General features: G+C 63.3%; 22 protein-coding genes. 13 read left to right on the top strand and 9 right to left on the bottom strand.

The window, feature by feature from the left end:
* Positions 1 to 4: 4 nt before the first annotated feature.
* Positions 5 to 1219, bottom strand: a complete 1215-nt coding sequence (locus LB569_RS20250; protein WP_224693897.1) for an alpha-D-ribose 1-methylphosphonate 5-triphosphate diphosphatase — start codon at positions 1217 to 1219, stop codon at positions 5 to 7.
* Positions 1220 to 1439: 220 nt separating this feature from the next.
* Between LB569_RS20250 and LB569_RS20245 the strand changes: the two genes are divergently transcribed.
* On the top strand, positions 1440 to 1988 hold the full coding sequence (locus tag LB569_RS20245; RefSeq protein ID WP_224693836.1) for a GNAT family N-acetyltransferase: 549 nt from the start codon (positions 1440 to 1442) through the stop codon (positions 1986 to 1988).
* 62 nt (positions 1989 to 2050) lie between these two features.
* Here the strand turns inward: LB569_RS20245 and LB569_RS20240 are convergent, their stop codons facing one another.
* Positions 2051 to 3109, bottom strand: a complete 1059-nt coding sequence (locus LB569_RS20240; protein ID WP_411970241.1) for an aminopeptidase — start codon at positions 3107 to 3109, stop codon at positions 2051 to 2053.
* A 319-nt stretch (positions 3110 to 3428) separates the two neighbouring features.
* Between LB569_RS20240 and LB569_RS20235 the strand changes: the two genes are divergently transcribed.
* The 5 genes from LB569_RS20235 to LB569_RS20215 all read left to right on the top strand — a co-directional run bounded on the left by LB569_RS20235 (position 3429) and on the right by LB569_RS20215 (position 6710).
* Positions 3429 to 4121, top strand: a complete 693-nt coding sequence (locus tag LB569_RS20235) for a Crp/Fnr family transcriptional regulator (RefSeq protein WP_140710572.1) — start codon at positions 3429 to 3431, stop codon at positions 4119 to 4121.
* Positions 4122 to 4212: 91 nt separating this feature from the next.
* Entirely contained in the window at positions 4213 to 4458 is a 246-nt protein-coding gene (locus tag LB569_RS20230) for a hypothetical protein (protein ID WP_224693835.1), read from the top strand.
* 9 nt (positions 4459 to 4467) lie between these two features.
* Positions 4468 to 4692 (top strand): hypothetical protein, encoded by a 225-nt coding sequence (locus LB569_RS20225; RefSeq protein ID WP_140710568.1) that lies wholly within the window; start codon positions 4468 to 4470, stop codon positions 4690 to 4692.
* Between the two features lie 330 nt (positions 4693 to 5022).
* The gene (locus LB569_RS20220; RefSeq protein WP_224693834.1) at positions 5023 to 5781 is read left to right on the top strand and encodes an SDR family NAD(P)-dependent oxidoreductase; all 759 of its coding nucleotides are present in this window, start codon (positions 5023 to 5025) and stop codon (positions 5779 to 5781) included.
* On the top strand, positions 5778 to 6710 hold the full coding sequence (locus tag LB569_RS20215; protein WP_224693833.1) for a sigma-70 family RNA polymerase sigma factor: 933 nt from the start codon (positions 5778 to 5780) through the stop codon (positions 6708 to 6710). The genes LB569_RS20220 and LB569_RS20215 overlap by 4 nt, the downstream gene beginning before the upstream one ends.
* A gap of 58 nt (positions 6711 to 6768) precedes the next feature.
* Here the strand turns inward: LB569_RS20215 and LB569_RS20210 are convergent, their stop codons facing one another.
* Both LB569_RS20210 and LB569_RS20205 read right to left on the bottom strand, forming a co-directional pair.
* A complete protein-coding gene (locus LB569_RS20210; RefSeq protein ID WP_224693832.1) occupies positions 6769 to 7392 on the bottom strand; it encodes an FMN-binding negative transcriptional regulator in 624 nt (207 codons plus the stop codon).
* 114 nt (positions 7393 to 7506) lie between these two features.
* Entirely contained in the window at positions 7507 to 8655 is a 1149-nt protein-coding gene (locus LB569_RS20205) for an amidohydrolase (protein WP_224693831.1), read from the bottom strand.
* Positions 8656 to 8920: 265 nt separating this feature from the next.
* Between LB569_RS20205 and LB569_RS20200 the strand changes: the two genes are divergently transcribed.
* From LB569_RS20200 to LB569_RS20185, 4 genes are all read left to right on the top strand, one after another.
* On the top strand, positions 8921 to 9781 hold the full coding sequence (locus tag LB569_RS20200; RefSeq protein ID WP_224693830.1) for an FAD binding domain-containing protein: 861 nt from the start codon (positions 8921 to 8923) through the stop codon (positions 9779 to 9781).
* On the top strand, positions 9781 to 10257 hold the full coding sequence (locus LB569_RS20195) for a (2Fe-2S)-binding protein (RefSeq protein ID WP_140710556.1): 477 nt from the start codon (positions 9781 to 9783) through the stop codon (positions 10255 to 10257). The genes LB569_RS20200 and LB569_RS20195 overlap by 1 nt, the downstream gene beginning before the upstream one ends.
* A gap of 2 nt (positions 10258 to 10259) precedes the next feature.
* Positions 10260 to 12524, top strand: a complete 2265-nt coding sequence (locus LB569_RS20190; protein WP_224693829.1) for a xanthine dehydrogenase family protein molybdopterin-binding subunit — start codon at positions 10260 to 10262, stop codon at positions 12522 to 12524.
* Between the two features lie 193 nt (positions 12525 to 12717).
* Positions 12718 to 12963: a MoaD/ThiS family protein gene (locus LB569_RS20185; protein WP_224693828.1), complete on the top strand. Its 246-nt coding sequence runs from the start codon at positions 12718 to 12720 to the stop codon at positions 12961 to 12963.
* A 37-nt stretch (positions 12964 to 13000) separates the two neighbouring features.
* On the opposite strand, the gene LB569_RS20180 is transcribed toward LB569_RS20185, so the two are convergent.
* Positions 13001 to 13567, bottom strand: a complete 567-nt coding sequence (locus LB569_RS20180; RefSeq protein ID WP_224693827.1) for a TetR/AcrR family transcriptional regulator — start codon at positions 13565 to 13567, stop codon at positions 13001 to 13003.
* A gap of 100 nt (positions 13568 to 13667) precedes the next feature.
* Here LB569_RS20180 and LB569_RS20175 point away from each other — a divergent pair, with 100 nt between their 5' ends.
* A complete protein-coding gene (locus LB569_RS20175) occupies positions 13668 to 14051 on the top strand; it encodes a DUF4267 domain-containing protein (RefSeq protein WP_224693826.1) in 384 nt (127 codons plus the stop codon).
* Positions 14052 to 14105: 54 nt separating this feature from the next.
* Here LB569_RS20175 and LB569_RS20170 read toward each other — a convergent pair whose 3' ends face one another.
* Both LB569_RS20170 and LB569_RS20165 read right to left on the bottom strand, forming a co-directional pair.
* A complete protein-coding gene (locus tag LB569_RS20170) occupies positions 14106 to 14840 on the bottom strand; it encodes an NADPH-dependent F420 reductase (RefSeq protein ID WP_224693825.1) in 735 nt (244 codons plus the stop codon).
* Between the two features lie 214 nt (positions 14841 to 15054).
* A complete protein-coding gene (locus tag LB569_RS20165) occupies positions 15055 to 15465 on the bottom strand; it encodes a winged helix-turn-helix transcriptional regulator (protein ID WP_224693824.1) in 411 nt (136 codons plus the stop codon).
* 101 nt (positions 15466 to 15566) lie between these two features.
* Here LB569_RS20165 and LB569_RS20160 point away from each other — a divergent pair, with 101 nt between their 5' ends.
* The gene (locus LB569_RS20160) at positions 15567 to 16685 is read left to right on the top strand and encodes an NADH:flavin oxidoreductase (protein ID WP_224693823.1); all 1119 of its coding nucleotides are present in this window, start codon (positions 15567 to 15569) and stop codon (positions 16683 to 16685) included.
* Between the two features lie 848 nt (positions 16686 to 17533).
* Here LB569_RS20160 and LB569_RS31840 read toward each other — a convergent pair.
* Together LB569_RS31840 and LB569_RS20150 are read right to left on the bottom strand one after the other, a co-directional pair.
* Positions 17534 to 17680, bottom strand: a complete 147-nt coding sequence (locus LB569_RS31840) for a competence protein CoiA (protein ID WP_263494844.1) — start codon at positions 17678 to 17680, stop codon at positions 17534 to 17536.
* A gap of 384 nt (positions 17681 to 18064) precedes the next feature.
* Positions 18065 to 21451: a class I SAM-dependent DNA methyltransferase gene (locus LB569_RS20150; protein ID WP_318013134.1), complete on the bottom strand. Its 3387-nt coding sequence runs from the start codon at positions 21449 to 21451 to the stop codon at positions 18065 to 18067.
* 481 nt (positions 21452 to 21932) lie between these two features.
* On the opposite strand from LB569_RS20150, the gene LB569_RS20145 reads away from it, so the two are divergent.
* Entirely contained in the window at positions 21933 to 22376 is a 444-nt protein-coding gene (locus tag LB569_RS20145; protein WP_224693820.1) for a hypothetical protein, read from the top strand.
* The last annotated feature ends 201 nt before the right edge of the window (positions 22377 to 22577 follow it).

Below are 22577 nucleotides of genomic sequence, written 5' to 3'. Positions count from 1 at the left end.
TTGACTATCGTATCGTCGCGAGGGCCGGAGGTGCCGGCGGTTTACCGTTATTCGTGGACGACACATGGCTCAGCGTGCCGTCACCGTAGATCATGCGGCCGGCGCGGAAGGTGGCGCGCACGCGTGGCACCGGCAGGCGGTCGGCCACGACGAGATCGGCCAGGAGCCCGGCTTCGATGGCGCCGCGATCGGCAAGCCCGAGTGCGGCGGCCGGATTGGCGCTGGTCAGCGCCGCCGCCGCCGCCAGTCCATCCCTTCGCAGCTCCGCCAGGCCGAGCACGGCAGGCAGGATCGAGGCCGGGTGGTAGTCGCTGGCCAGCATGTCGAGCAGCCCGGCCTGATAGGCCTGGCGGGCGGAAAGATTGCCCGAATAGGATTTTCCGCGCAGCGCGTTGGGCGCGCCCATGGCCGTATACATGCCCAGCCGGCGGGCTTCCCGCGCCGCCTCCAGGGTCACCGGGAATTCGCTGAGCACGGTTCCCAGGCCGTGGACGAACTCCACCTTTTCCAACGTGTCGTCATCGTGCGAGGCGAGCACGACGCCGCGCGCGCGGGCAAACGCCGACAGGCCCTGCAGGGTGCCGAGCACGCCGCCATGGCCGTTGCGATCGGCCATACGCTTGCCGACGACCTCGGAGACGTCGGCAATGGACATGCCGCGCTCCTTGGCCAGGCGCGCGATATACAGTTCGACATCGCGGTACTGCCCCTGTCCTGGCGTGTGATCCATCAGCGAGATCAGGTCCAGCTTGCCGGCATCCATCAGCCTTTCCAGCACGCCGACGGCCGCGGTGAACGTCACTTCGAAACGGGCATGGATACGGTGGTCGACCAGAAGGTCGTCCTTCAGCCCGGTGATGGTCTCGATGATGGACGACGTGTGTTCTTCCGAGCGCAGCAAGGCCGCGGTGGCGCTGTTGCCGATGAAGGAGAGCGCGGCATAGGCCGTCGTCACGCCGCAGGAGGCCAGCCTCTTGTCGAGTTCGGCGATGCCGATTGCCATCGGCACGTGAACGCCGGTGCGCGGCTCCACTTCCCGCTCCACCATGTCGCCATGCATGTCGATGAAACCAGGCAGCAGAAGGCGGCCGCCGCCGGTGAAATCGGCATTCTCGACCGGCTGGTCGCGGATCTCGGCGATCAGGCCGTCCTCGATCCTGACGGCGCCATTGGCAATGACGCGGTCGCGCAGCACAATCTCGAATTCACTCAGCCACATGTCCCGTTTCTTCGCGTGATCCCGGTGGGGCGCGGCCCTGTCCGTCCGTTCAAGCATGGTCGTCTCCGAAAACAGCAGTCCACATATCCGGATCGCCCGCCGGCCAGGCGGTTTCAAGGCGTATCATGCGGATGGTTCTGACGACCGGATAAGCTGGCTTCGTGACAGCTTTGTGTAGGACACCGTTGCATCGGCGCTCCCCCAGGTCGAAAATGCCGCCATGAAAACAGTTCCCAGGCTCACCACGGCAAGGCTCGTGCTTCGGGCGCCGGGCGAGCGGGATATCCCGGCGTGGTTCGCGCGGGCCACGGATGTCGAATCCGCCTCCCTTGCCGGCGATCCCGTTCCCGACGACATCAGCGCGGGCGCGCGATGGCTCGCCCTTGCGCGTCGGCGGTTGGCCGAGGGCAAGGCGATCAAATGGTCGATCGACCAGGCGGGCGTGTCGGACGCGATCGGGACGATAACCCTGTCCTTCGCTGCAGACGCCAAGGCGGCCGCGTTGGGATTTGTGCTGGGGCGTGCGCATTGGGGGCAGGGGCTGGGCAGCGAGGCCGCGCGCGAAGTGGTTCGCCATGCCTTCGAGACCCTGGCGCTCGAACAGGTCACGGCCGAAGCGGCGGCGCGCAATGCCGCGTCGCTGCGGATCCTGGCGAAGCTCGGCTTCAGACATGTGGAGAGCTTCATCGACGAAGCCGACGGCGAGCGCTGCGAGCGTTTCGTGCTCGACGCGGGCGTCGGAACGTCACCGTTGGCGAGCCAGGCTTAGAGCCATCCGCTCGCCGCCCGCGCCGACATCGGAGCCTGTCAAAAGCCTCGGTGCTTGTCAAATCAATCGCAGGTGGTCGCGGCCTTGAGCGCTTCGGCGCGGGCAGGTTGGCGCAAATCCGCGATCCGTCGAACGGAAGCGTAGAACCTCGGATAATCGCCGGCGCACAGGTCGAACAGGCGAAGGAACGCCGGCACCTGTTCGCCGTAGACAGAAGTCGCGGCGAGCTTTGCGTTGTTGATCGGGGCATCGAACCAGGCGTCGTATCCCCCGTATCCGGCCCACCGTTTGTCGCGCGTTTGCCGATAGCGCATCCGCAGCCTGTCGAGCGTGGCTGCCTTTTCGGCCGCCATCTGCTCAGGGCTTCGGGAGCTTTCGTAGACTTGCCTCAACTCGTCGCGGGTTTTCGACACCAGTGCAAGAAAATCGGCGCTGCGCCTGCGATCGGCTTCGTAGCGGCGCAAGCCGGCGCGATCGCCGGCCGCGCGGAGCCATTTTCTTGTGCCGGTGGTTTCGACGGCAACCGCGAAAGCCTCGTTGAACGCGGAATCGCCGTTCACATAGAGGCGCTGATGCGCCAGTTCATGGAAGATGAGGCTCGCGAGATAGCTGTCGTCCTGACGCAGCATGGTGCTGAGCAGCGGGTCACTGAACCAGCCGAGCGTGGAATAGGCGGTGACGCCGGAGACATAGACGTCCAGCCCCTGTTCATGAAGCGCGGCAGCGCTTTCCGTCGCGGATTTCCGGTCGAAGTAACCCCGGTAGGGAACGCATCCGAAAACAGGAAAGCACCACGTTGTTGGCGTGAGCGAGAATTGCGGGGCGGCGAAAACAGCCCAGGTCACGGCGTCCCGGTGGATGTCGACATAACTGCGGTAGCTGCTGTTTTCGGGCAGTGTCAGTTCGTCCGTCGCGAACCGCCTGATCGCGCTCGCCGACGTCAGCTTGGTGCGCAACGCCTCCGGCGTCGAAGGGGCCTCGATCAGTTTTCCGACGTCCTGGCGCGCGGCCATGATCCGGACATGGCCCTCCAGCGATTGCGCATAGTAGGAAACGCTGGTGCAACCGCCCACTGCGGCCCCCATCATCGCCGCGACAAACAACCGAAAAACGCGCTTCACTTCTTCCCCACCGCTTCGTCACATGCCCATGGAGCACATGTGCGGCGGAGCGTCCACTAGGCACGGCCGCGATGCCGCCGGTTCGCCGCCGGGTTCAAGCCACATGGTTGCCATGCGCCTTCGTTTCGTTCACCGAAATCGGCTTTGCTCGTTCCTGGAGGCTGACATCATCGACGACGACGACAAGGGGCGTCCGAACGGACCCGATCGTTGCTAAGCCCTGGTCCGAAGCCTATGCTTTCGGTATCGGCCGCCAGTCACGTACGGATGCCGCCGACAGTGAGAGGAAAGTGCTCTTGCCCGCAACGGGAGAGGAGCCATGCCTCAATCCATTTTTCGCAACCACGTGCTTAAAACCTTGTCTCCGGAGGATTTCACGCTCCTGCAGCCGTCGATGCATCACGTCGAACTGGGGATCAAAGCCAGGTTGGAGTATCCCCATCAGCGTATTGAGCATGTGTATTTTCCCGAATCCGGGATCGCTTCGGTGGTCGCCATCATGACCGGAGGGCGACAGTGCGAAGTCGGCATCGTCGGCCACGATGGAATGACCGGCGTTACGGTCATTCTCGGCCAGGAGAGCTCTCCCAACGAAACCTATATTCAAGTCGCCAGTCAGGGCTGGCGCCTGCCGGTTGAAAATCTTCGCGCGGCCCTCGCGAAAAGCCCGACTCTTCGGGAATCGTTACTAGGCTATGCCAACGCCTTCCTCATCCAGGCTTCCCGGACCGCGCTGGTCAACGGCCACTCGAAGATCGAGGAGCGATTGGCTCGGTGGCTGCTGATGGTCCACGATCGCTCGTCAGGAGACAGGATCTACCTGACACATGAATTTCTGGCCACCATGCTGGGCGCCCGGCGCCCTGGGGTCACCACGGCCCTCCAAATGCTTGAATATCGTGGGCTTGTCCAGGCCAGGCGTGGCGAGATCACGATCGTCGATCGCAGCGGACTGATAAAGCTCACTCACGGCGCCTACGGAGAGGAGGAGCAGAGGCATTCGGCATTGTAGCCGACTGACTGTCCGCAATCGTACATAAGCTTGATGGGTGCGGATAATAGGGCGTAAATCACGTTGGTTCGAGTTCAGGGAGGAGCTCGCAATGACCAGCGCTTTTCACCGTGTCACAGTGGAAAAGGCGACCGAGGCCTATGTCCTTTCAAGGGGCCGAGCCCGGTTTTTTTCCATCGCCCGGGCAATCCGCGCCATCCGAACACTTATGCCGGCCTGCGGAGCCACCGACCGCGAGTTGGCGGGGATGCTGGCGGCGGCCTGCATCGTTCACGGCATTCCCGTCACCTTCGACGCAGCGATGCCCGAGGGCGCGGAAATGCGGCTTCATTCCTAGGTACGCGAGATGCCCGCGGTCGCGCAGACAGCCTTTTCGGACGTCAGGCAGGCGATTGTCCGCTACCTGCTCGATAATGTCGACAACCCCAGCGTTTCGATCTCCGAGGCTGTCCATGCCATGAGAGCGATGTTTCCACTTTGCGAGTTCACGGATTGGCAACTGGGCGATCAGGTCGCACGGGCCGCCATCGACGCGGGCTTTGCAATTGAATTCGACGCCAACATTTCCTGATGAAGATAACTCGTCGGCGACTATCTGGACCACGTTTGGAATGCACCTTTTGCGGGACGATCCGCCTTCGGATCCCCGCCGACGTCCAACCTTCAACGCCAATCAGCTGCGCCGTTTGCGGGAAATATCTCGGCACATGGGACGAACCGCGGATTCCCAAGGTGGCAATGACGGGATATTCCGCCTCGACAAGGGAGCGAAAGCCGCCGGTCCGCTCCGACCCATTTGGCAGGTCATATCCAGCCACCCATCACCAAATCTCGCCCACCGCTGACTCTTTCCCCAACCCTCGAACGTCTTGGCTACAGTGAAACACTGGAGCAGGATCCAATGAGCCTCAGGGATAAAAAGATCGTGGTCACCGGCGGCAGCCGGGGGCTTGGCCTCGGCTTGGTCGAGGCGCTGGTCGAACAGGGCGCCGATGTGACTGTCGTCGCGCGGGGTGCCGAGGCGCTGGAGGCGGTCGGCGCGCGGCTCGGGGTCACCACCATCGCGGCCGATGTCACGGACGAGGACGCGGCCTATCGCATTCTGGGCGAGGTCCGCCCCGATATAGTGGTGCTCAACGCTGGCGTCACGCCGCGCATGGGGCGGCTGGACCAGTTGAAGTGGGAGGATTTCTCCATTGCCTGGGAAACCGACGTCAAGGCCGGGCTCTACTGGCTGCAGGCGGCGCTGAACCTGCCGCTCGGGCCGGGCAGCCGGGTGCTGATCGGGTCGAGCGGTGCGGCCGTCACCGGGTCGCAAATGTCGGGCGGCTATGGCGGCGCCAAGCGCATGCTCTGGTTCATGGCCAAATACGCCAATGGCGTGGCGCAAGAGAAAGGCCTCGACATACGCTTCCAGGCGATCCTGCCACGGCAGATGATCCTCGGCACCGGGATTGGCGATGCGGCGGCGAGCGCCTATGCCGGGTCGATGGGCATCACGCCGGAACAGTTCATCACCCGCTTCGGCGCGCCGATGCCGCCCCGGGCGTTTGGCGACAGGGTGGTCTCGCTGCTGGAGGATCCGCACTATGAAGAGGGCGTCGTCTTCGGCCTCAGCGGCGACGCGGGCGTGACCATCATGGAGGGCGCTGGTCCTTGAGCGACGGAAAGACAGCCGTGGAGCGCGACCGGCAGGAGGGGCTGCTTGCCCTTGCCGCCGCGCTGCGGCCGGAGCTGCATCGCTATTGTTCGCGCCTGATGGGCTCGGTCATCGACGGCGAGGATGTGGTGCAGGACACGTTCGCCCGCGCCGTCCTGGCGCTCGACGAGTTGAGCGAGGTGCCGCAACTCAGGCCCTGGCTGTTCCGCATCGCTCATAACCGGGCGCTCGACCTGTTGCGCAGCCGCGCGATCCGCGCCGCGGAGCCGATCGAGGCGGCGCTCGACATTGCCGACGACACCAAGCCCGATCCGGTGGAGATGCTGATGCGCAGGCAAGCCGTGCAAACCGCCGTGTCGCGCTTCGCGGAGCTTCCCGTGCCGCAACGCAGCGTGGTCATCCTGAGGGACGTGCTGGACGAGCCGCTGGCCGAGATCGCCGCTTTGCTTGGCACCACCGTCGATGCCGTGAAGGGGCATCTGGCGCGCGGCCGCGCCCGGCTTCGGCAGATCAATGCCGGGGCCAATCCGCTTCCCGACGCGCGCATCGCTTCCGCCGCCGTGGTGCGTTACGTCAACCTGTTCAACCAGCGCGACTGGGACGGCTTGCGCGCGCTGCTTGCCGACGATGTGAGGCTCCAGCAGTCCATGCACCCGCCGCGCGCGGGCGCCAGCGATGTCGGCATGTTCTTCACCATTTACGCCAAGGGCGATGGCGTGTGGCTCAGGCCGGCATGGGTCGAGGGCCGCGAGGTGATCGCGGTGTTTCAGGACCGGACCGACGCGAAGCCTCATCATTTCATGTGGCTGGAATGGCGCGGAGGCCGGATCAGCTTCATTCGCGACTACCGTTATGTCCGCTACATCCTCGACGACGCCAACCTGGTGCTGGCACGGGAGGCCGGATTTTCCAGTGGTGGACGCCGATAGGCGACTTGAGGTCGCGGGCCGGATCAACGCCTGACGGCAGCGGGCCTGATCGACACCCTCACGATGGGATGAGGGGGGCGACCTCGCGGTCGGACGGCCGCTCGCTGGCGGCCAGCCCGGCGGCGACGCCGGCGCGGTCGGCGGCATTGCGGTTCTGGCTCATCTTGCGCTTGCCTTCGAGCCTCACGACCGGCATGCGCAGGCCGACAATGCCGCGAAGCTGCGACTGGATGAAGTCGGGCGGCGCATCCGACACCGCCCAGGGCGCCGTCCGGGCGCCCTCATGCAGGTTGGTCAGCCGGGTGACGACCTCCAGCAGCCTGTCGGCATCCTCGAAGAACTCGACCGGCCCGTAGGCATGAACGGCCGCGTAGTTCCAGGTCGGCACGACCTTGCCGGTTTCCTGCTTGGTGGCGTACCAGGCCGGCGTCACATAGGCGTCCGGCCCCATGAAGATGGCGAGCCCGTCGCCAATCGCGGGAACACGCCATTGCGGGTTGGCCCGGGCCAGATGGCCGTGGATGACGCCATGCTCGCCCTCGGTCTCGTCGAGGAAAAGCGGCAGCGGGGTGGCCAATGGCCCGTCCGCCGTTGCGGTGACGAAGTTCGCCAGCCGCGCGGCGCGGATCGTCGCGATGAGGCTGTCCCTGTCATCATCGCGAAAGGCGGGCGGCGTGTACATGGTCGAACTCCTCGCATTGGCCTGACAGATGCCACACAATCGGGTCCGTCGGAAATATCCAGTTCGAGGAGTCCAGCTGGCCAGTCGATCGGAGGCAGGCCTTGCCCGCTGAAATCAGCCGAGAAGATTGCGCGCCGTGCGCATGAAGATTTTCGAGCCGATCGGGATCAGGTCGTCGGGAAAGTCGTAGTCGGGATTGTGCAGGGCGGGGTGGCGTTCGCCGGCGCCGAGGAAGAACATCGCCGACGAGGCGCTGTGGCCGAACAGGCCGAAATCCTCCGAGGCGCGCATCGGCAAGGCTTCCTCGCCATGCGCGACGGCTTCTTCATCGAGGGCGCGCCGCAGATGTTCGACCGCGTCGGGCGCGTTGACGCTGGCGACGAAGATCTCGTGATAGTCCCAACTGGCCGCGAGGCCGTACCGCCCGGCAATCTCCTTGACCAGCGCCTCGGCGGCGGCACAGAGGTCGGCCATGCGCTCGTCGCGGCGGGTGCGCAGCGTCGCCCAGACCTCGGCGTGGGCGGGGGCGATGCCGAATACGGCTTCGCCCATCCGTGCATGGGTGACGGTGACCATGGAGAAGTCGTCGTCGGCGAAGGTCGCGCGGCCGAGCGCGGGCAAAGCCGGCATCAGCTCCGAGATCGCCGGCATGGGCGAAGTTCCCGTCTCGGGCATGGAGGAGTGCGCGGTCTTGCCTTCCAGCACGATGCGCATGCCGCGCGAGGCGCAGTTGACCACGCCCGGCTTGAGCCTGACCTCGCCGAACGGCACGCCGGGCAGATTGTGCAGCGAGAAGGCGAAATCGGGCGCGATCTCGCCAAAGCGCGGATCGGCGACCACGCCGGCCGCGCCATTGCCGGTTTCCTCGGCCGGCTGGAACATCAAGACGACGCGGCCGCTGGCTGGCCGCGCGCGGCCGAACTGGCGGCCAAGCGACGCCAGGATCGCGGTGTGCCCGTCATGGCCGCACATATGCGATTTGCCCGGCACCTGCGAGGCATGCGGCACGCCGGATAGTTCCTCGATCGGCAGTGCGTCGAGTTCGGAGCGAAACAGGACGGTCGGTCCGTTTTGGCCGCTGTCGTAGATGGCCGCGACGCCATGGCCGCCCAGTCCGGTCAGCACCTTGTCCGGCCCGGTGTCGGCGAGGAACGCGACCACCGCTTGCGCCGTCTTCTCCTCCTCGTTGGAGATTTCCGGCCGCCGGTGCAGGGCGCGCCGCCACTCGGTCAGTTCGACGATGTCGCGATTGGTCAGGGTCATGGTCTTTCGCCTCCGCTGCGCTCACGAATTGCTATCGGCAAACCGCCGTGCCGGCCACGGTCCAACTCCGGGGCTTCGGCGGGCCAGGGCGGCATCCAGTCCCCAAACGCACAAGCCCGGCCGACGCTCCCCCGCAGGCGTGTTTCCCTTCAGGTGGATCGCATTTTGCAGCACCTGGCCCAATCGCCTCGGCCCACGAACCGGATGGTCATTATGAGACGATTGTTTATAACGGTCGCTGAAATCGCCATACCAAGGGGAGACGATGCGCTACATACGTCCGCTTTCAATCGAAGACGCCGTCGGCCAACTGGCCGGATCGGCCGGCCCGGCCGCAATCCTTGCCGGAGGCAGTGACCTGCTGGTGAGGATGAAGGGCGGCTTTGTCGAACCCGAACTGATCATCGACATCAAGGGGATCACGGGCCTGTCCGAAATCCGGGCAACCGCCGACGGTTTCAGCATCGGCGCCGCCGTGCCTTGCGCCGTGCTGGGCGAGAACGCTGCCCTGAAGAAGGCCTGGCCAGGCGTGGTCGAGGCGGCCAAGCTGATCGGCTCCAAGCAGGTGCAGGGGCGCTGCACCATCGTTGGCAATCTGTGCAACGCCTCGCCGGCCGCCGACAGCGTGCCGGCGCTGGTGGCGGCGGGCGCTCGCGCCGTGGTCGTCGGCCCGTCGGGCAAGCGCACCATAGCAGTCGAGACCGTGCCGACCTCGCCGGGCCGGACATCGCTCGCCAAGGGCGAGATCATCGAGGCGATCCTGCTCGGCAGCCAAGCGCCGCGCTCGGCCGATGCGTATCTCAGGTTCATTCCGCGCACCGAAATGGACATCGCCGTGGTCAGCGCCGGCGTCAACCTGACGCTTGACGAGACTGGCGTCGTGACGGCTGCCCGCGTGGCGATCGGCGCCGCCGCGCCGACCGTGCTTTTGGTCGAAGAAGGGGCCGAGGCCCTGATCGGCCGCAAGCTCGACGAGGCAGCGCTGGAGCGGCTGGCCAAGGTCTGTTCCGGGGCCTGCCGCCCGATCGACGACAAAAGAGGCACAATCGAATTCAGACGCAAGGTTGCGGGCGTGCTGGCCAGGCGGGCCGCACAGACCGCCTATGCACGTGCAGGAGGCAAATGATGGCTGGTGTAGCGGTTTCAACCACAATCAACGGCGACGCGGTCGAATATCTCTGCCAGCCCGACGAGCCCTTGCTCGACGTGCTGCGCGACCGGCTCGGCCTGACCGGCGCCAAGGAAGGCTGCGGCACCGGCGACTGCGGCGCCTGCTCGATCATCCTCGACGACCGGCTGGTCTGTTCATGCCTGGTGCTGGGCGCGGAAGCCGAAGGCCGCCGCATCGAGACCGTCGAGGGCATGGCGCATGGCGACAGGCTGCACCCGCTGCAGCAGAAATTCCTCGAGCATGCCGCGCTGCAATGCGGCATCTGCACGCCGGGCTTCCTGATCGCGGCGAAGGACCTGCTGGCGAAAAACCCCGACCCGACCGAGGAGGAAATCCGCTTCGGCCTGGCCGGCAATCTCTGCCGCTGCACCGGCTATGACAAGATCGTGCGCGCCGTCCAGGACGCCGCAATCGTTATGAAGGGAGCGTGAGCATGAATTTCGATCCACGTTTTTCCGGCCGTAAATTCGCTTCCGTCGGCACGCGCCCGATCCGTCCCGACGGCGTCGACAAGGTGACCGGCCGCGCCCGCTATGGCGCCGACTTCAACATGGCCGGCCAACTGGTCGGCCGCGTGCTGCGCAGCCCGCACGCGCATGCGATCATCCGCAAGATCGACACGTCCAAGGCGGAAGCGCTTTCGGGCGTCAAGGCGGTGATCACCGCGGCCGACCTGCCTGATCTCACCGATGGCGATGCCGCCATGTACGACATCCTCGACAATTGCATGGCGCGCACCAAGGCGCTCTATGACGGCCATGCGGTGGCCGCGGTCGCGGCGATCGACGCCCGCACGGCCAGGCAGGCGCTGAAGCTGATCGAGGTCGACTACGAGGTGCTGCCGCATGTCACCGATGTCGACGAGGCGATGCAGCACCACGCCCCGCTGATCAACGACACGATCTTCACCGAGGGGCTGGAGCAAAAGCCGGCAAAAGCGTCCAACGTGACCAAGCGCTCGCAGTTCGGCCATGGCGACGTGCATCAGGGTTTCGGGGCGGCCGATTTCATCGTCGAGCGCTCGTTCAAGACCGAGCAGACGCACCAGGGCTATATCGAGCCGCATGCCTGCGTGGCCAATGTCAGCACCGACGGCACGGCGGACCTCTGGGTCTGCACGCAGGGCCATTTCGTCTACCGCCAGCATTGCGCGCAACTGCTTGGCATGGAAGCTTCGAAGCTGCGCGTCACCTCCTCGGAGATCGGTGGCGGCTTCGGCGGCAAGACCCATGTCTGGGCCGAGCCGGTGGCACTCGCTTTGTCGCGCAAGGCCGGACGCCCGGTGAAGCTGGTGATGACCCGGGACGAGGTCTTCCGCGCCTCGGGCCCGACCAGCGCCACCTCGATCGACGTCAAGATCGGCGCCCGCAAGGACGGCACCATCACGGCGGCCGAAGCGACGCTGCGCTATTCCGCCGGTCCCTATGCCGGTTCATGGGCCGAGATCGGCGCCATGACGGCGTTCGCCTGCTACAAGCTCGATAACGTCAAGACGGTGGGCTACGAAGTGCTGGTCAACCGGCCGAAGACCGCCGCCTATCGCGCGCCGTCGGCGCCGATGGCGGCCTTCGCGGTGGAAAGTGCGGTCGACGAACTCGCCAAGGAGATCGGCATCGATCCGGTCGAGTTCCGCATCAGGAACGCCGCCCAGGAAGGCACACGCTCTTCCTACGGTCCGGTCTATGGACCGATCGGCATCGGCCCGACGCTGGAAGCGGTGAAGAACCATGCGCACATGAAGGCGCCGCTCAAGGCAAACCAGGGACGCGGCATGGCCTGCGGCTTCTGGTTCAATTTCGGCGGCCAGACCTGCGTCGACCTGAACATCGGCATGGACGGCTCGGTGTCGCTCGCCGTGGGCACCGTCGATGTCGGCGGTTCCCGCGCCTCGCTGTCGCTGGTGGCGGCGGAGGAGCTCGGCATCGACTATGCCCAGCTCAAGGCTGTTGTCGCCGACACGTCGAGCCTCGGCTATAACGACATGACCGACGGCAGCCGGGGCACCTTCTCGTCCTCGATGGCGACGATCTCGGCCGCCCGCAACGCGATCAAGATCTTGCGCGAGCGTGCAGCGCAGATGTGGGACATTTCCGTCGACGACGTCGTCTGGGAGCAGGGCCATGCGGTCGCCAAGGGCGAGAAGCACGGCAATCTCGGAAAACTGTCGCTGAAGGAGATCGCGGCCAAGTCGGGCACGACTGGCGGGCCGATCGCCGGCCATAGCGAGCTCGTCGCCGACGGCGCCGGCGTCTCCTTCGCCACGCATATATGCGACGTCGAGGTCGACCCCGAAACGGGTTCGACCAGGGTGATCCGCTACACGGTGGTGCAGGATGCCGGCAAGGCGGTGCACCCGACCTATGTCGAGGGCCAGTACCAGGGCGGTGCCGCGCAAGGCATCGGCTGGGCGCTCAACGAGGAGTATATTTACGGCAAGGACGGCCGGCTGCAGAACGCCGGCTTCCTCGACTACCGCATCCCGGTCTGCTCCGACCTGCCGATGATCGACACGCAGATCCTGGAAATCCCCAACCCCAACCATCCCTATGGCGTGCGCGGCGTCGGCGAAACCTCGATCGTGCCGCCGCTGGCGGCGATCGCCAACGCGGTCTCGAACGCGGCCGGCGTGCGCATGACGCACATCCCGATGTCGCCGCCGCGCATCCTGGCGGCGATCGAGGCGGAACGGGAAGGCTAGAGGGCGAAAGCTAGGGATAAGGTGTGTTGAGATTCAGGTCAGGCCGAGCCGAAAGTGGCGGGTTCCGAGAACCGGAGCGGAGCGTATTTAAGTACGTGAGCTCAGTTCTACTGCGACGCAGTAGAACGGGGAAGCGCGGGAAGCTGCCATTTGCAGGCCGGCCTCACCTGAATATCGGCACACCGCAGCGCTGATGGTCGAAGTCACCCTCTGGGGCGCGCTAAGCCAGGTCGCCGGAGGCAAGAGCAAGGTCGAGGTCGAGGCCAAGGACATCAGGGAGCTGTTCAGGAAACTGGCTGAACAGTATCCCGGCCTGGAGCCATGGATCGACCGCGGCATCGCCGTCGCGATCGACGGGACGATCTATCGCGATACGTGGAGTAAGGAGCTGCCGCCGGGCGCGGAGATTTTCTTGCTGCCGCGGCTGGCTGGGGGGTGAGGGCGCGCAAGGGATCCGGGTCGGGCGCCGTCAACACTCAGTGATCTCTGCTGAATTTTTGGACGAGAATGTTCAATCGAAGCTCGGCTCCCGCCGTCGGGATGCGTTCGGATTGCATGAGGACGACCATTCCATGCAAGGCGCTCCATAGCACTTCGGCCAGAAATACCGGCTCTTGCCGATTTGGCCCAAGTGCGGCGACCAACGCCTCAAAGGCGGCACGAAGGGCTGTCGGCGTTTCCTCACTGGCGAACTTGATCATCGTCGGCAAGACGAACATCGCCTCGTAGACGACCGGCCACGAGCGGGCAAAATCGAGATAGGCGGCACACACGCTGCGCAAGACATCCGGAGCGCCGGTGTCGTTCGCCGTTTTCAATCGCGTTGCAAGTTCCTCGAACCCTCTCTTGGCCACCGCGGCCATGATGTCGGCCTTTCCCTTGAAGTGGCTGTAGAGAACCGGCTGGCTATAATTGATCAGCTCCGCGAGACGGCGCGTGGTGACAGCGTCCCAGCCGTCGGCTTCCGCCAGGTCGCGCGCCGCCGCCAGGATCAGTTCATAGCGCTCAGCGCGCTGGCGCTCTTTGCGTTCAGCGATTGACATAGGGCAACCCTATCGACGCTCAAATTTCTGTCAATGCTAGATTTCCGTTGACGCATAATGCTAGCGGCGCTAGAATATCTGCAAATGACAGGAGTTTCTCATGCTACAAATCGGATATGGACTTTCCGGCCTGATCGCGGCCGCAATCATTTTCCTTGGCGCGCGCTTCTGGTTGGCGCCTGGCACCGCGGCGGCGGGCTTTGGCATCGCCGGCTCCCCGCCGCCATCGGCCGGATTCACCGCATGGCTGTCCGTGAAGGGCACGCGCGATATCGGGTCGGGCCTTTTTGTCATCCTGCTGATGGCCAACAGCACGCCGCGCCTGCTCGGCGAATTCCTGCTCCTGGCCAGCCTCATCGCATTTGGCGACATGGCGACCGTCCTTCGGTCGCGCGGAAGCAGGGCGCTGGCCTTTGGCATGCATGGCCTGACGGGGCTGGTCATTGTCGCAGCGGGCGTCTGCCTCATCGTCGGCGCAAAGTGAAAACCGCGCCCAGATCGGCGCGGCGCTACCTGCTGGACAACCGTTGGAAGCCGACTACCTCCTGCTGTTGAGCTCGCGGTTCAGCGCGGTCATCTCCTCGGTGCTGGGGAAGGCGGCGCCGAGCCTGGCCATGAGATCCCTGAGGTTGCGCGGTGCGCTGGCCTTGTCCGCCGCCGCCAGCGCGTCGCGCAGAGCGGCCGCCGTCAGGGACGTGCAATAAGCGGGCGTGCCCGGTTGCAGGCGCCATGAGTCGGCGAGGCCTCCGGCGTCGACCGGATCGAATCCGGTTTCGTCCACCAGCCGCGACGCAACGGCCTTGGCGGCCGCGTCATCGCCGGCAATTGGAATTGCGATCCGGTCGGCCGCGCCGCGCGGTTTTCCGGCATCCGCCAGCACGCCAGCCAGAATGGCGTTGAAGGCCTTTACCACCGGGCGGCCGAACTGGGCGCTCGACCAGACGCTCTCGGGCACGCCACTGTCGACTTCGGCGATATTGCCATCGCGCGCGGGATAGTAGTTCGAGGTGTCGATGACGATGACGTTGGCCGGCATGTCGGCGAACAGCGGGGCGAGTTCAGGGTTTTTGCCAAACGGGATGGACACGACGATGACGTCGACGTCCTGCACCGCCTCGGTCGGGGTGACGGGTTGCGCGCCAACCGTCCCGGCCAGATCGCGCAGCTTGTCAGGGCTCCTGGTCGCGGCGAGCTTGACCGCGTGGCCGTTCGCCGAAAATTTCCGCGCCAGCGTTGCGCCGATATTGCCCGCGCCGATGATGCCGATCTTCATGTTTTTTCCTTTCAAAACGTTCGATGCCGCGGGCGACGATGGGTCGGACGCCGATCACGGACGGGCGGCGGCAACGCCACCATGTCCACAACTATCCGTCACGGACCTGGCGTCAATCAGGCACCTGGAGGTGCGCTGGTAGGGCTCGGGATATCGCCAAGACCGTGGTCGGATCCGCGCCGTGGCAAGACACAGGACCGGATTGTCGCGGGGGTCAGGCGGCCGATTTGAGCCGCGAAACGTCAATCGGCGTCATGGCGCCGGCGGAGGCGTCGAAGAGCTGACGGGCGGCATCGACCTCGGCCATGTTGGCGAGCGTCCACTGATAGAGTGCCCGAAACGGCTCGTGCAATGTGTGGCCAAAGGGCGTGATCTGGTACTGCACCGCCACCGGCGACAGCGACAGCACCTGCCTGGAGATCAGGCCGTTGCGCTCGAGGCGGCGCAGGCACTGGGTGAGCGCCTTTTGGGTCACGCCCTCCAGGCGGCGCCGGATCCCGTTGAACCTATGCGGTCCGTCCTCCAGCACGGTCAGCACCATCATCGACCATTTGTCGGCGATCTGGTCGAACAGCACGCGGCTCGGGCAGTCCGACGAGAAGCATTTCGGATCCAGACTGGGCATTGCGGTTTCCTTCGATAGACCTGGGCGACTTGAAGTGCCTAATTGACGTCAGGTCTACGTTTTATACCTATGCGGCATCGATCACAACGGAGTTTTGATTAATGTCGCATGCAGATAGCAGCACCCTGTTCCGTCCCTTCGCCATCGGGTCGCTCAAACTGAAGAACCGCATCGTCATGGCGCCGATGACGCGGCTGTTCGCGCCCGACGGCGTGCCCGGCGCGGCGAACGTGGCCTATTACCGGCGCCGGGCGGAAGGACAGGTCGGGCTGATCCTGTCGGAAGGAACGGTCGTCGACCGTCCCGCGTCGCGCAACGATGGCGGCATTCCGCTGTTCCACGGCGAGGCGGCGCTGGCGGGATGGAAGGACATCATCGACGCCGTCCACCAGGCTGGCGGGCGCATGGCGCCGCAGCTCTGGCATACCGGTTCCACCCGCTACCTCAACGGCTGGGAGCCGGACGCGCCGGTCGAGAGCCCGTCCGGGCTGATCGGGCCGGATCAGCCGCGCGGCGTCGCGATGACCGAGGAGGACATCGCCGACACCGTGGCGGCCTTCGCCAAGGCGGCGGCCGACGCCAGGCGGCTCGGCTTCGACACGGTCGAGCTGCACGGCGCGCATGGCTATTTGGTCGACCAGTTCTTCTGGGCGGGCACCAACCTGCGCACCGACCGCTACAACGGCCCGACGATCAAGGAGCGGTCGCGCTTCGCCGGCGAGATCGTCGCCGCCGTCCGCGCCGCGGTCGGCCCCGATTTCCCGATCATCATGCGCTTCAGCCAGTGGAAGCAGCAGGACCTCGCGGTGAAGCTCGCCGAAACGCCGGCGGTGATGGAGGACTGGCTGCTGCCGATGGTGGAAGCCGGCGTCGACATCGTGCACTGCTCGCAGCGCCGCTTCTGGGAGCCGGAATTCCCCGAGATCGATGGCGAGAACGGCCTCAACTTCGCCGGCTGGGCCAAGAAGGTGACCGGCGCCGCGACGATCAGCGTCGGATCGGTCGGCCTCGAAAAAGACTTCGCCACCGCCTTTGCCGGCGAGGGATCGACCCCGGCAAGCCTCGACCGCCTCATCGAGCGGATGGAGCGCGACGAGTTCGACCTGATCGCCGTCGGCCGGGCCATCCTCAGCGACCCGCACTGGGTGGCAAAGGTCGAGGGCGGCCAGTACGATGCGCTGAACGGCTTCGAAGCAGCGGCCCTGGCGGAGTTGGTGTGATTTGCGGTGGGCGGGCGAGGGCTCTTGGCTGCCTTGCCCGCCCGCTGATTTTTGCTGGGATTGGGTGGCTGCTTCGATTGACGCGCGGTTGCTCGCGGGGGATGAAGGGCGAGGCCAAGGACATAAGGGAGCTGTTGACGAAACTGGCTGACGAGTATCCCGGCCTGGAGCCGTGGATCGATCGTGGGATTTCGGTGGCGATCGATGGGACGGTTTGTGTGGTCGAAGAGGCTGCGGCCGGGGAGGGACTTCCCCCCTAGTATCGTGATCGCCGAGGAGAGTTGCGGAACGATTTGGACTTGCGCTGTCGATACGACGGGCGCCCATAAATCGAGGATCGAGCCTCGCGTTCCGCAATTGCCCGCTCGCGCCTCAACGTGGCAACAACCGTTTCCATTACTGCCCGAACTGGGACGATCCAGGGCCACTTCCGCGCGGCATTCACAAAGGTGGCTGGCGAAACCGCAACGACGACGGCACATCCTTCAGCGCGCCCCGGTAAAAGGCACCAAAGCGTCTCGCTGCTTGCTGTCGACGTACCAGCAGATCCAGCGGAGTGCCTAAAATCAAAGAACACGGGCATGCTGCAGGTACGCCAAGCGGGTGGGAAACAGCCGCCTGGATCAGCCGTAGTGAACACACCATGGAGGCGCGTGGGTCTGAACACCCGGCGACCATCGAGAAATCGGGAGTGGTCTCTTTTTAAACGCGTTCCGTCCACAACCCAAACCATGCTTCTGTAAAAGCCTTCGCGTGCCGCCTGCTCTTGTAAAGGCAGATGCGAATGCTGGAACTCAATAACCAGACCATTTTCGGTCATCACGTCTGCGATGTGCCTCTCACCGTGCTCATCGTGCCGGATGATTTCCTGCCACTCCGAACTGATATTTCCAGTCTCGGTGCCAGAGCGTTTCCGGCTCCCACCAGGCATCGCAGTTTCTGCTGCCGCGATGCGCCCAATGCCAAACTCGTTGTGTTCCGCATCTTGCGACCATCTGCTGCGAACAGCCTGGACAGTTGCCTGTCAACTCGGGCGCGGCCTCGCTTCGTTCGTTATTCACCAATGCAAACCGCATAACTATCTCCATAGATTCATGGGCAGCCGTTGCAGGGCGACCGCTGGTTTCTTTCGTGGAGTTTTTCGGCAGCATAGCCAGCCATAGGCTGGCGCTGGTTCTTCTTATCGTCGACGTAAGGGACCAAACCCACTGTCGGTTATCGTGCGGCCGTCCTCAGTGCCCGGCGCCGCTTATTCTCGGGATACGAAGTGAATTGTAGCTAGTGAGTTCGATCGGTCAAGTCGTGGGCGCGTGTACCACCAGCCGAGACGTGCCGTACTGTGGCTTCAGAGTCGCCGAACTATCTTCGCGGCATAGCGCTTATGCAGCTCGAAAGAAGCTTCTTCCGGCGTCGTAGCTTTCTGCTTGGCCGAGTCGAACTAGGGATTGAAGCACGTCCCGCACTTCGGCGATGGTCTGCTCCGGTGATGAGAACGTCGCGGCAATTTCCTCAACCGACAGAGGTGCCTTGGCGCGGCCCATGATATCTAGAACAACTTGAGCCTGGGATAGCCGTGCGACGGGGAACACTGTCTTTCTGCTTCTTGCTTTCGTGGAAAGGATCGCTTGTATTCGGTCACCGCGATGCGCCAGCGGGCCGATTTTCTCGATCTGATATTCAGGGCGCAGCCATTTGATGAAGCCACGGGCCTCTTCGGTGGCTCGGGCTTCGTTCAGCCGGACAAGGCCATCAAGGATTTGCTCGACATCGATGTCCGCCTGCCATCCATAGGATTTCAGAACAGCTGTGTCGAGCCGACTGTGAAGTTCCCGTAGGATGAGGACGCGAGCGCGGCTTCGGACGTCCTTCTCTCTATCGGAGAGTTGGCTGCCCGCGACTATAAGATCAAGAACATTGTAAAGCGTGGTCAGAGTTAGGTCCGGGTGGTCGGCAAGAACCCGTTTGCGCGTCCAATCAAGTTCCTCCGCGATTGCGCCGATTTCGGCGCGGGCTGATGCGCTGGCTTCGGGAAACGGGAACGGATCGAAGCACCGCGACTTCGAATATCTCGGATCGTTGCCGACGCCTTGCCGACCTCCTGTGCGCAAAGCCCAAGCCACGTGTGCCTTCGACGACAGCACCCCGAGATGATAAGCGTTGTCTGACGCAATGGCGACCAGCATGTTGTCTGGAAGTATTTCGGCGTCCATGAACTGGAAAATACGATGTTTCATCGTTTCCACCGTGGCGATGTAGCGGTGCAACCCCTCCATTGCGGGGCGAAGTTCCCTTCGCGGTTCACCGAACCACCACCACTTCTCTCGGTATGACGTTCGATTGTTTCGGTCTCGCTCCGGCTTCACAGTTTCCAAGAGGTGTTGGTAGACTTCCGGAAACTCTCGACGAGCTTCATTGGAAGAAGTTCCAAAAAGGTCGATCACCATCACTCCGCGCGGCCGTGACGTCAGATCTCTGCCATTCCGATATTCGCGGATATGTTGATCGAGGCCCGGCCGCTGCCCAAGGCCTAGTTCAAACGCCTTCTTCCGCGTGACGATGAAACCGTCCCCATGCAGCTTCACTCCCGGCGAGCAGATCGCGTCGTTGGCCACCAACGCCTTTGCCTTCGTCACATCCACCCCTATCGTGAGATCAGGATTGATCCTGCCCTCACGCTCAACGAACTCGATCGTGGGTTCGTCGGTGTCCAAAGCTTCGTCTCGTGTAACGCTGCGCACTGTACCATCGCGGTCGCCGGCTTCAGCTACAGTCATCGCGATCCTGACCGCTGCAGCATCCTTCGACGCCTTGGTCCACGGATGATCCGGAATGGCGAGCACAAGTGAAACTGGCGAAGTGCCTGACAGATGCCTCTCAAGCACTCGCCGTTGAAATACCTGTGTTATGGAGTTTGTTGTGACGAAGCCGAAGCGACGCAGTCGGGTTCCTCTTTTCACGAGCAGTTCGGCCGCGTGGTCCCACCAATACATGACGAAATCCGCTGCGGGATTCATCTGCGGATTGGCGGCCCACAAGGCTTCGGCGTAACCAGCCCCGAGGCGCCCGCGAATGTCTTTTCCACCAATGAACGGGGGATTCCCGACGATGAAGTCTGCCTCCGGCCAGTCCGCGCTGACCGCATTCGGATAGGCGTAGGTCTCGTTGCCTTGACTGTCGCTCACAGGCTTTCCGACCGCGTCTCGTTTTAGTTGCGGATGCGGATAGCCTGACCAAGTGAGGAGGGCATCCTTCGCGTGGACATGGTCACTGCTCCCCAAGACTGGCTCGGGGGGTACGGTAGCGCGTGTGCGCATGTGCCACTGGATGTATCCGATCCAAAGAACCAGTTCAGCGATTTCCACAGCTCGTTTGTTGAGCTCCATGCCGAAGAACTGCTCCGGCTTCACCGAGATATTCTCAACCCTTGCGACTGCCTCATCGCCTCCAATATCCTGCAATTGTTTGAGCGCTTCGCCCTCCAACTGCTTCATCCGTCGGAGGGCGACATAGAGGAAGTTCCCTGTGCCGCATGCCGGGTCGAGTACCCGCACCAAGGCCAGATGGCGAAGGAAGTCTTCGATCTCGCGAATGGCCGCCGCCTTGGAACCATCGCGGAGTTCGCGGGCGGCAGCCGATTGATGACTGATCCAGTCTTTGGTCAGGGGTTCTATAATGGTCGCATCAACGACCCTTTCGACGTAGGCACGCGGCGTGTAGTGCGCTCCCAAGCGTTTTCTTTCATCGGGATCCAGCGCCTGCTCGAAAAGGGTGCCGAATATCGCTGGCTCCAGATCACGCCAATCTGCATCCGACGCGTCGCGAAGCAGACGTATCTCCTCTTCCGTGAGCGGAAGGGACGCAGCGTTCTTGAACAGCTTGCCGTTGAACCGAAGCAGCCTTTCGCCAATGCCAGGTGAATAGTCTCCGCGATCCATGTGACGCCAAAGGTCGTCAATTTCAAACGTAAACCTTGTGGGATCGTCGAGACACTTTGTCAGAAGCTCCGTGAAACCCTTCTTGCGAAGGAGGCCGACGTCCTCAACGAACATTGTGAAAAGGCAACGCATGAGGAAAACTGCGACGCTGCGAGCTTCAAAGCCTCGCCTTTCAAGGGCCTTGGAGATTTCAGCGAGTCGCCCGGCAATCTCACGAGTGACTTTTGCCGTCTTCTTTGCCGGATCTAACGATTGAGGCTCTTCCCAGACGGCGCGGAGTACATCTCGCGTCTCGGAATTCGCCAACTGGCCGAGTTCGATGCGGAACTGCCGCGCGTCGGGAAACTGCGCATAGTGGCGGCCGTGGCCGGAAAAATCGGCATAGAGTTCGATAGCGCGCCCGACATCGCATGCGATGATGAATGGCGGGTATGGGTGATCAGCAGGCAACGACGCGGCATACCGTTCTGCCTGCCGGCGAGCCCGGACCATCACGTGATCAAGACCTGATGCGGCGGTGTCAAGACCGCTCTCTGTCTCGGCGAATAAGTCCGCCTGGCCTTCCGGCACCGCTTTCTTACCACCACGGAGACGGCTCTGTTTTGCTTCTAGAATGAAGCAGCCACGTTTATAAAGGTCGATGCGGCCGGCTTCGGTTGTTCCGTCTGGGCGTTTTCGCTCGACGCGCCGTTCGAATACATAATCGTTGAAGTCATGTTCGGCCAAGGCTGGATCGGGTCTTCTTACCCCAATCACATCACAAAGCTCCGCCAGGAAAAGTGAGTAGTTGGCGCGCTCCTGACCGCCGTCAAGATTAGACCACCGCCCGATGAAATCGGTGATCGATAATCCTATATTAAGATTTTGCCCTTGTCACACACGTTATACTGGCATCGTGTGGTTATCAAAAGCATAACACGCTCGAATGCTACCTTGTTGGCAATTCGGGGCAGCTTGATTGGCTCAATGTATTCGTTATTCAATGAAGGACGACGAGGCTACAAATGACCAGATAGGAAGATCTCGCGGCGACCCAGATGCACTTCAATTTTTGGGCTTTTACTCGCCAGCCCTAAGCCTCCGCCGTAGGCTCCCGTATTCGCCTCCAGCGCCTCTTCCCCTCATTGTCTTCGCCAAGGCTCTCCCCGTGCACGCCAATGTAGGCGCAGCCATTCGGCCTGCTCTGGCTCGGTCTCCCCGCGTGATAGCGGGCGATCTCCGAAAGTTCCTTAAACGGGCAGCGTCTTCGTTTGCCGGAATCGACGGGTTGGAAGATCTGTGCTCTAAATTGCCGAATCTTCGGGGGAGCACCATGTATCGGGCTGTCGTTTTGACCGCCGCGCTGGCACTTGCTGGCTGCGCAACCACATCAGAAATGCCGTTGGCTCCGAATGTAGTTCGGCTGGATACTCACGCCAGCGGCGCCCTTTTCACCGGATCTGCCGGTGCGATCACGATGAAGAAGGCCGCTGAGGCAACATTGTCTCGTGGCTATACACATTTTCGTTTTGACCAAGCCTCAACTGCGAGCGGCTCTCGGTTTGTCGGTATGTCCAGCAATACATTTGGGAACGCAAATGCAACAGTCCAGGGCAATACGGCTTACGGCACTTATAGCGGAACAACCATCAGCACGCCCATGTATGCTCCGACGGCCGATATCGGTGTGACAGTGATAATGTTCCATGCCGACGAAGCCGGCGCCCAAGGCGCGTTTGATGCCACTGAAGTCCTGAAGAAGGGCGGACGGGTGTGATGGATTGAGCGTTCGTTGGGGGCGGATTAAGGACCTCGAAGGACGAGTAGGCGGAGAGCCCTCTAGCGTAAGCTCTGTGTTCACCTCCAGCGCTTCCCGCATCATGCACGCCCAACGCTCGGCTTGCCCGTACGGGCCAACTGGTTTGTCATGCCCATTGCCGAACCGCTTGGCGTTCTCCCGCCCTAAGCCCCAACCACC

Source organism: Mesorhizobium sp. BH1-1-4 (assembly GCF_020165665.1).
In the GTDB taxonomy this organism is placed as follows: domain Bacteria; phylum Pseudomonadota; class Alphaproteobacteria; order Rhizobiales; family Rhizobiaceae; genus Mesorhizobium.
Note: the sequence above shows the minus strand (reverse complement) of the source record. Positions and strands in the feature narration are given on the sequence as shown.

Bases quoted from the DNA above. Each gene is read 5' to 3' on its own strand.
- LB569_RS20190 (WP_224693829.1), top strand. From the start codon at position 10,260: ATGAATTTCGATCCACGTTTTTCCGGCCGTAAATTCGCTTCCGTCGGC.
- LB569_RS20145 (WP_224693820.1), top strand. From the start codon at position 21,933: ATGTATCGGGCTGTCGTTTTGACCGCCGCGCTGGCACTTGCTGGCTGC.
- LB569_RS20175 (WP_224693826.1), top strand. From the start codon at position 13,668: ATGCTACAAATCGGATATGGACTTTCCGGCCTGATCGCGGCCGCAATC.
- LB569_RS20245 (WP_224693836.1), top strand. From the start codon at position 1,440: ATGAAAACAGTTCCCAGGCTCACCACGGCAAGGCTCGTGCTTCGGGCG.
- LB569_RS20235 (WP_140710572.1), top strand. From the start codon at position 3,429: ATGCCTCAATCCATTTTTCGCAACCACGTGCTTAAAACCTTGTCTCCG.
- LB569_RS20185 (WP_224693828.1), top strand. From the start codon at position 12,718: ATGGTCGAAGTCACCCTCTGGGGCGCGCTAAGCCAGGTCGCCGGAGGC.
- LB569_RS31840 (WP_263494844.1), bottom strand. From the start codon at position 17,680: ATGGTCGCAAGATGCGGAACACAACGAGTTTGGCATTGGGCGCATCGC.
- LB569_RS20160 (WP_224693823.1), top strand. From the start codon at position 15,567: ATGTCGCATGCAGATAGCAGCACCCTGTTCCGTCCCTTCGCCATCGGG.
- LB569_RS20180 (WP_224693827.1), bottom strand. From the start codon at position 13,567: ATGTCAATCGCTGAACGCAAAGAGCGCCAGCGCGCTGAGCGCTATGAA.
- LB569_RS20230 (WP_224693835.1), top strand. From the start codon at position 4,213: ATGACCAGCGCTTTTCACCGTGTCACAGTGGAAAAGGCGACCGAGGCC.
- LB569_RS20220 (WP_224693834.1), top strand. From the start codon at position 5,023: ATGAGCCTCAGGGATAAAAAGATCGTGGTCACCGGCGGCAGCCGGGGG.
- LB569_RS20170 (WP_224693825.1), bottom strand. From the start codon at position 14,840: ATGAAGATCGGCATCATCGGCGCGGGCAATATCGGCGCAACGCTGGCG.
- LB569_RS20165 (WP_224693824.1), bottom strand. From the start codon at position 15,465: ATGCCCAGTCTGGATCCGAAATGCTTCTCGTCGGACTGCCCGAGCCGC.
- LB569_RS20200 (WP_224693830.1), top strand. From the start codon at position 8,921: ATGCGCTACATACGTCCGCTTTCAATCGAAGACGCCGTCGGCCAACTG.
- LB569_RS20250 (WP_224693897.1), bottom strand. From the start codon at position 1,219: ATGTGGCTGAGTGAATTCGAGATTGTGCTGCGCGACCGCGTCATTGCC.
- LB569_RS20225 (WP_140710568.1), top strand. From the start codon at position 4,468: ATGCCCGCGGTCGCGCAGACAGCCTTTTCGGACGTCAGGCAGGCGATT.
- LB569_RS20195 (WP_140710556.1), top strand. From the start codon at position 9,781: ATGGCTGGTGTAGCGGTTTCAACCACAATCAACGGCGACGCGGTCGAA.
- LB569_RS20205 (WP_224693831.1), bottom strand. From the start codon at position 8,655: ATGACCCTGACCAATCGCGACATCGTCGAACTGACCGAGTGGCGGCGC.
- LB569_RS20210 (WP_224693832.1), bottom strand. From the start codon at position 7,392: ATGTACACGCCGCCCGCCTTTCGCGATGATGACAGGGACAGCCTCATC.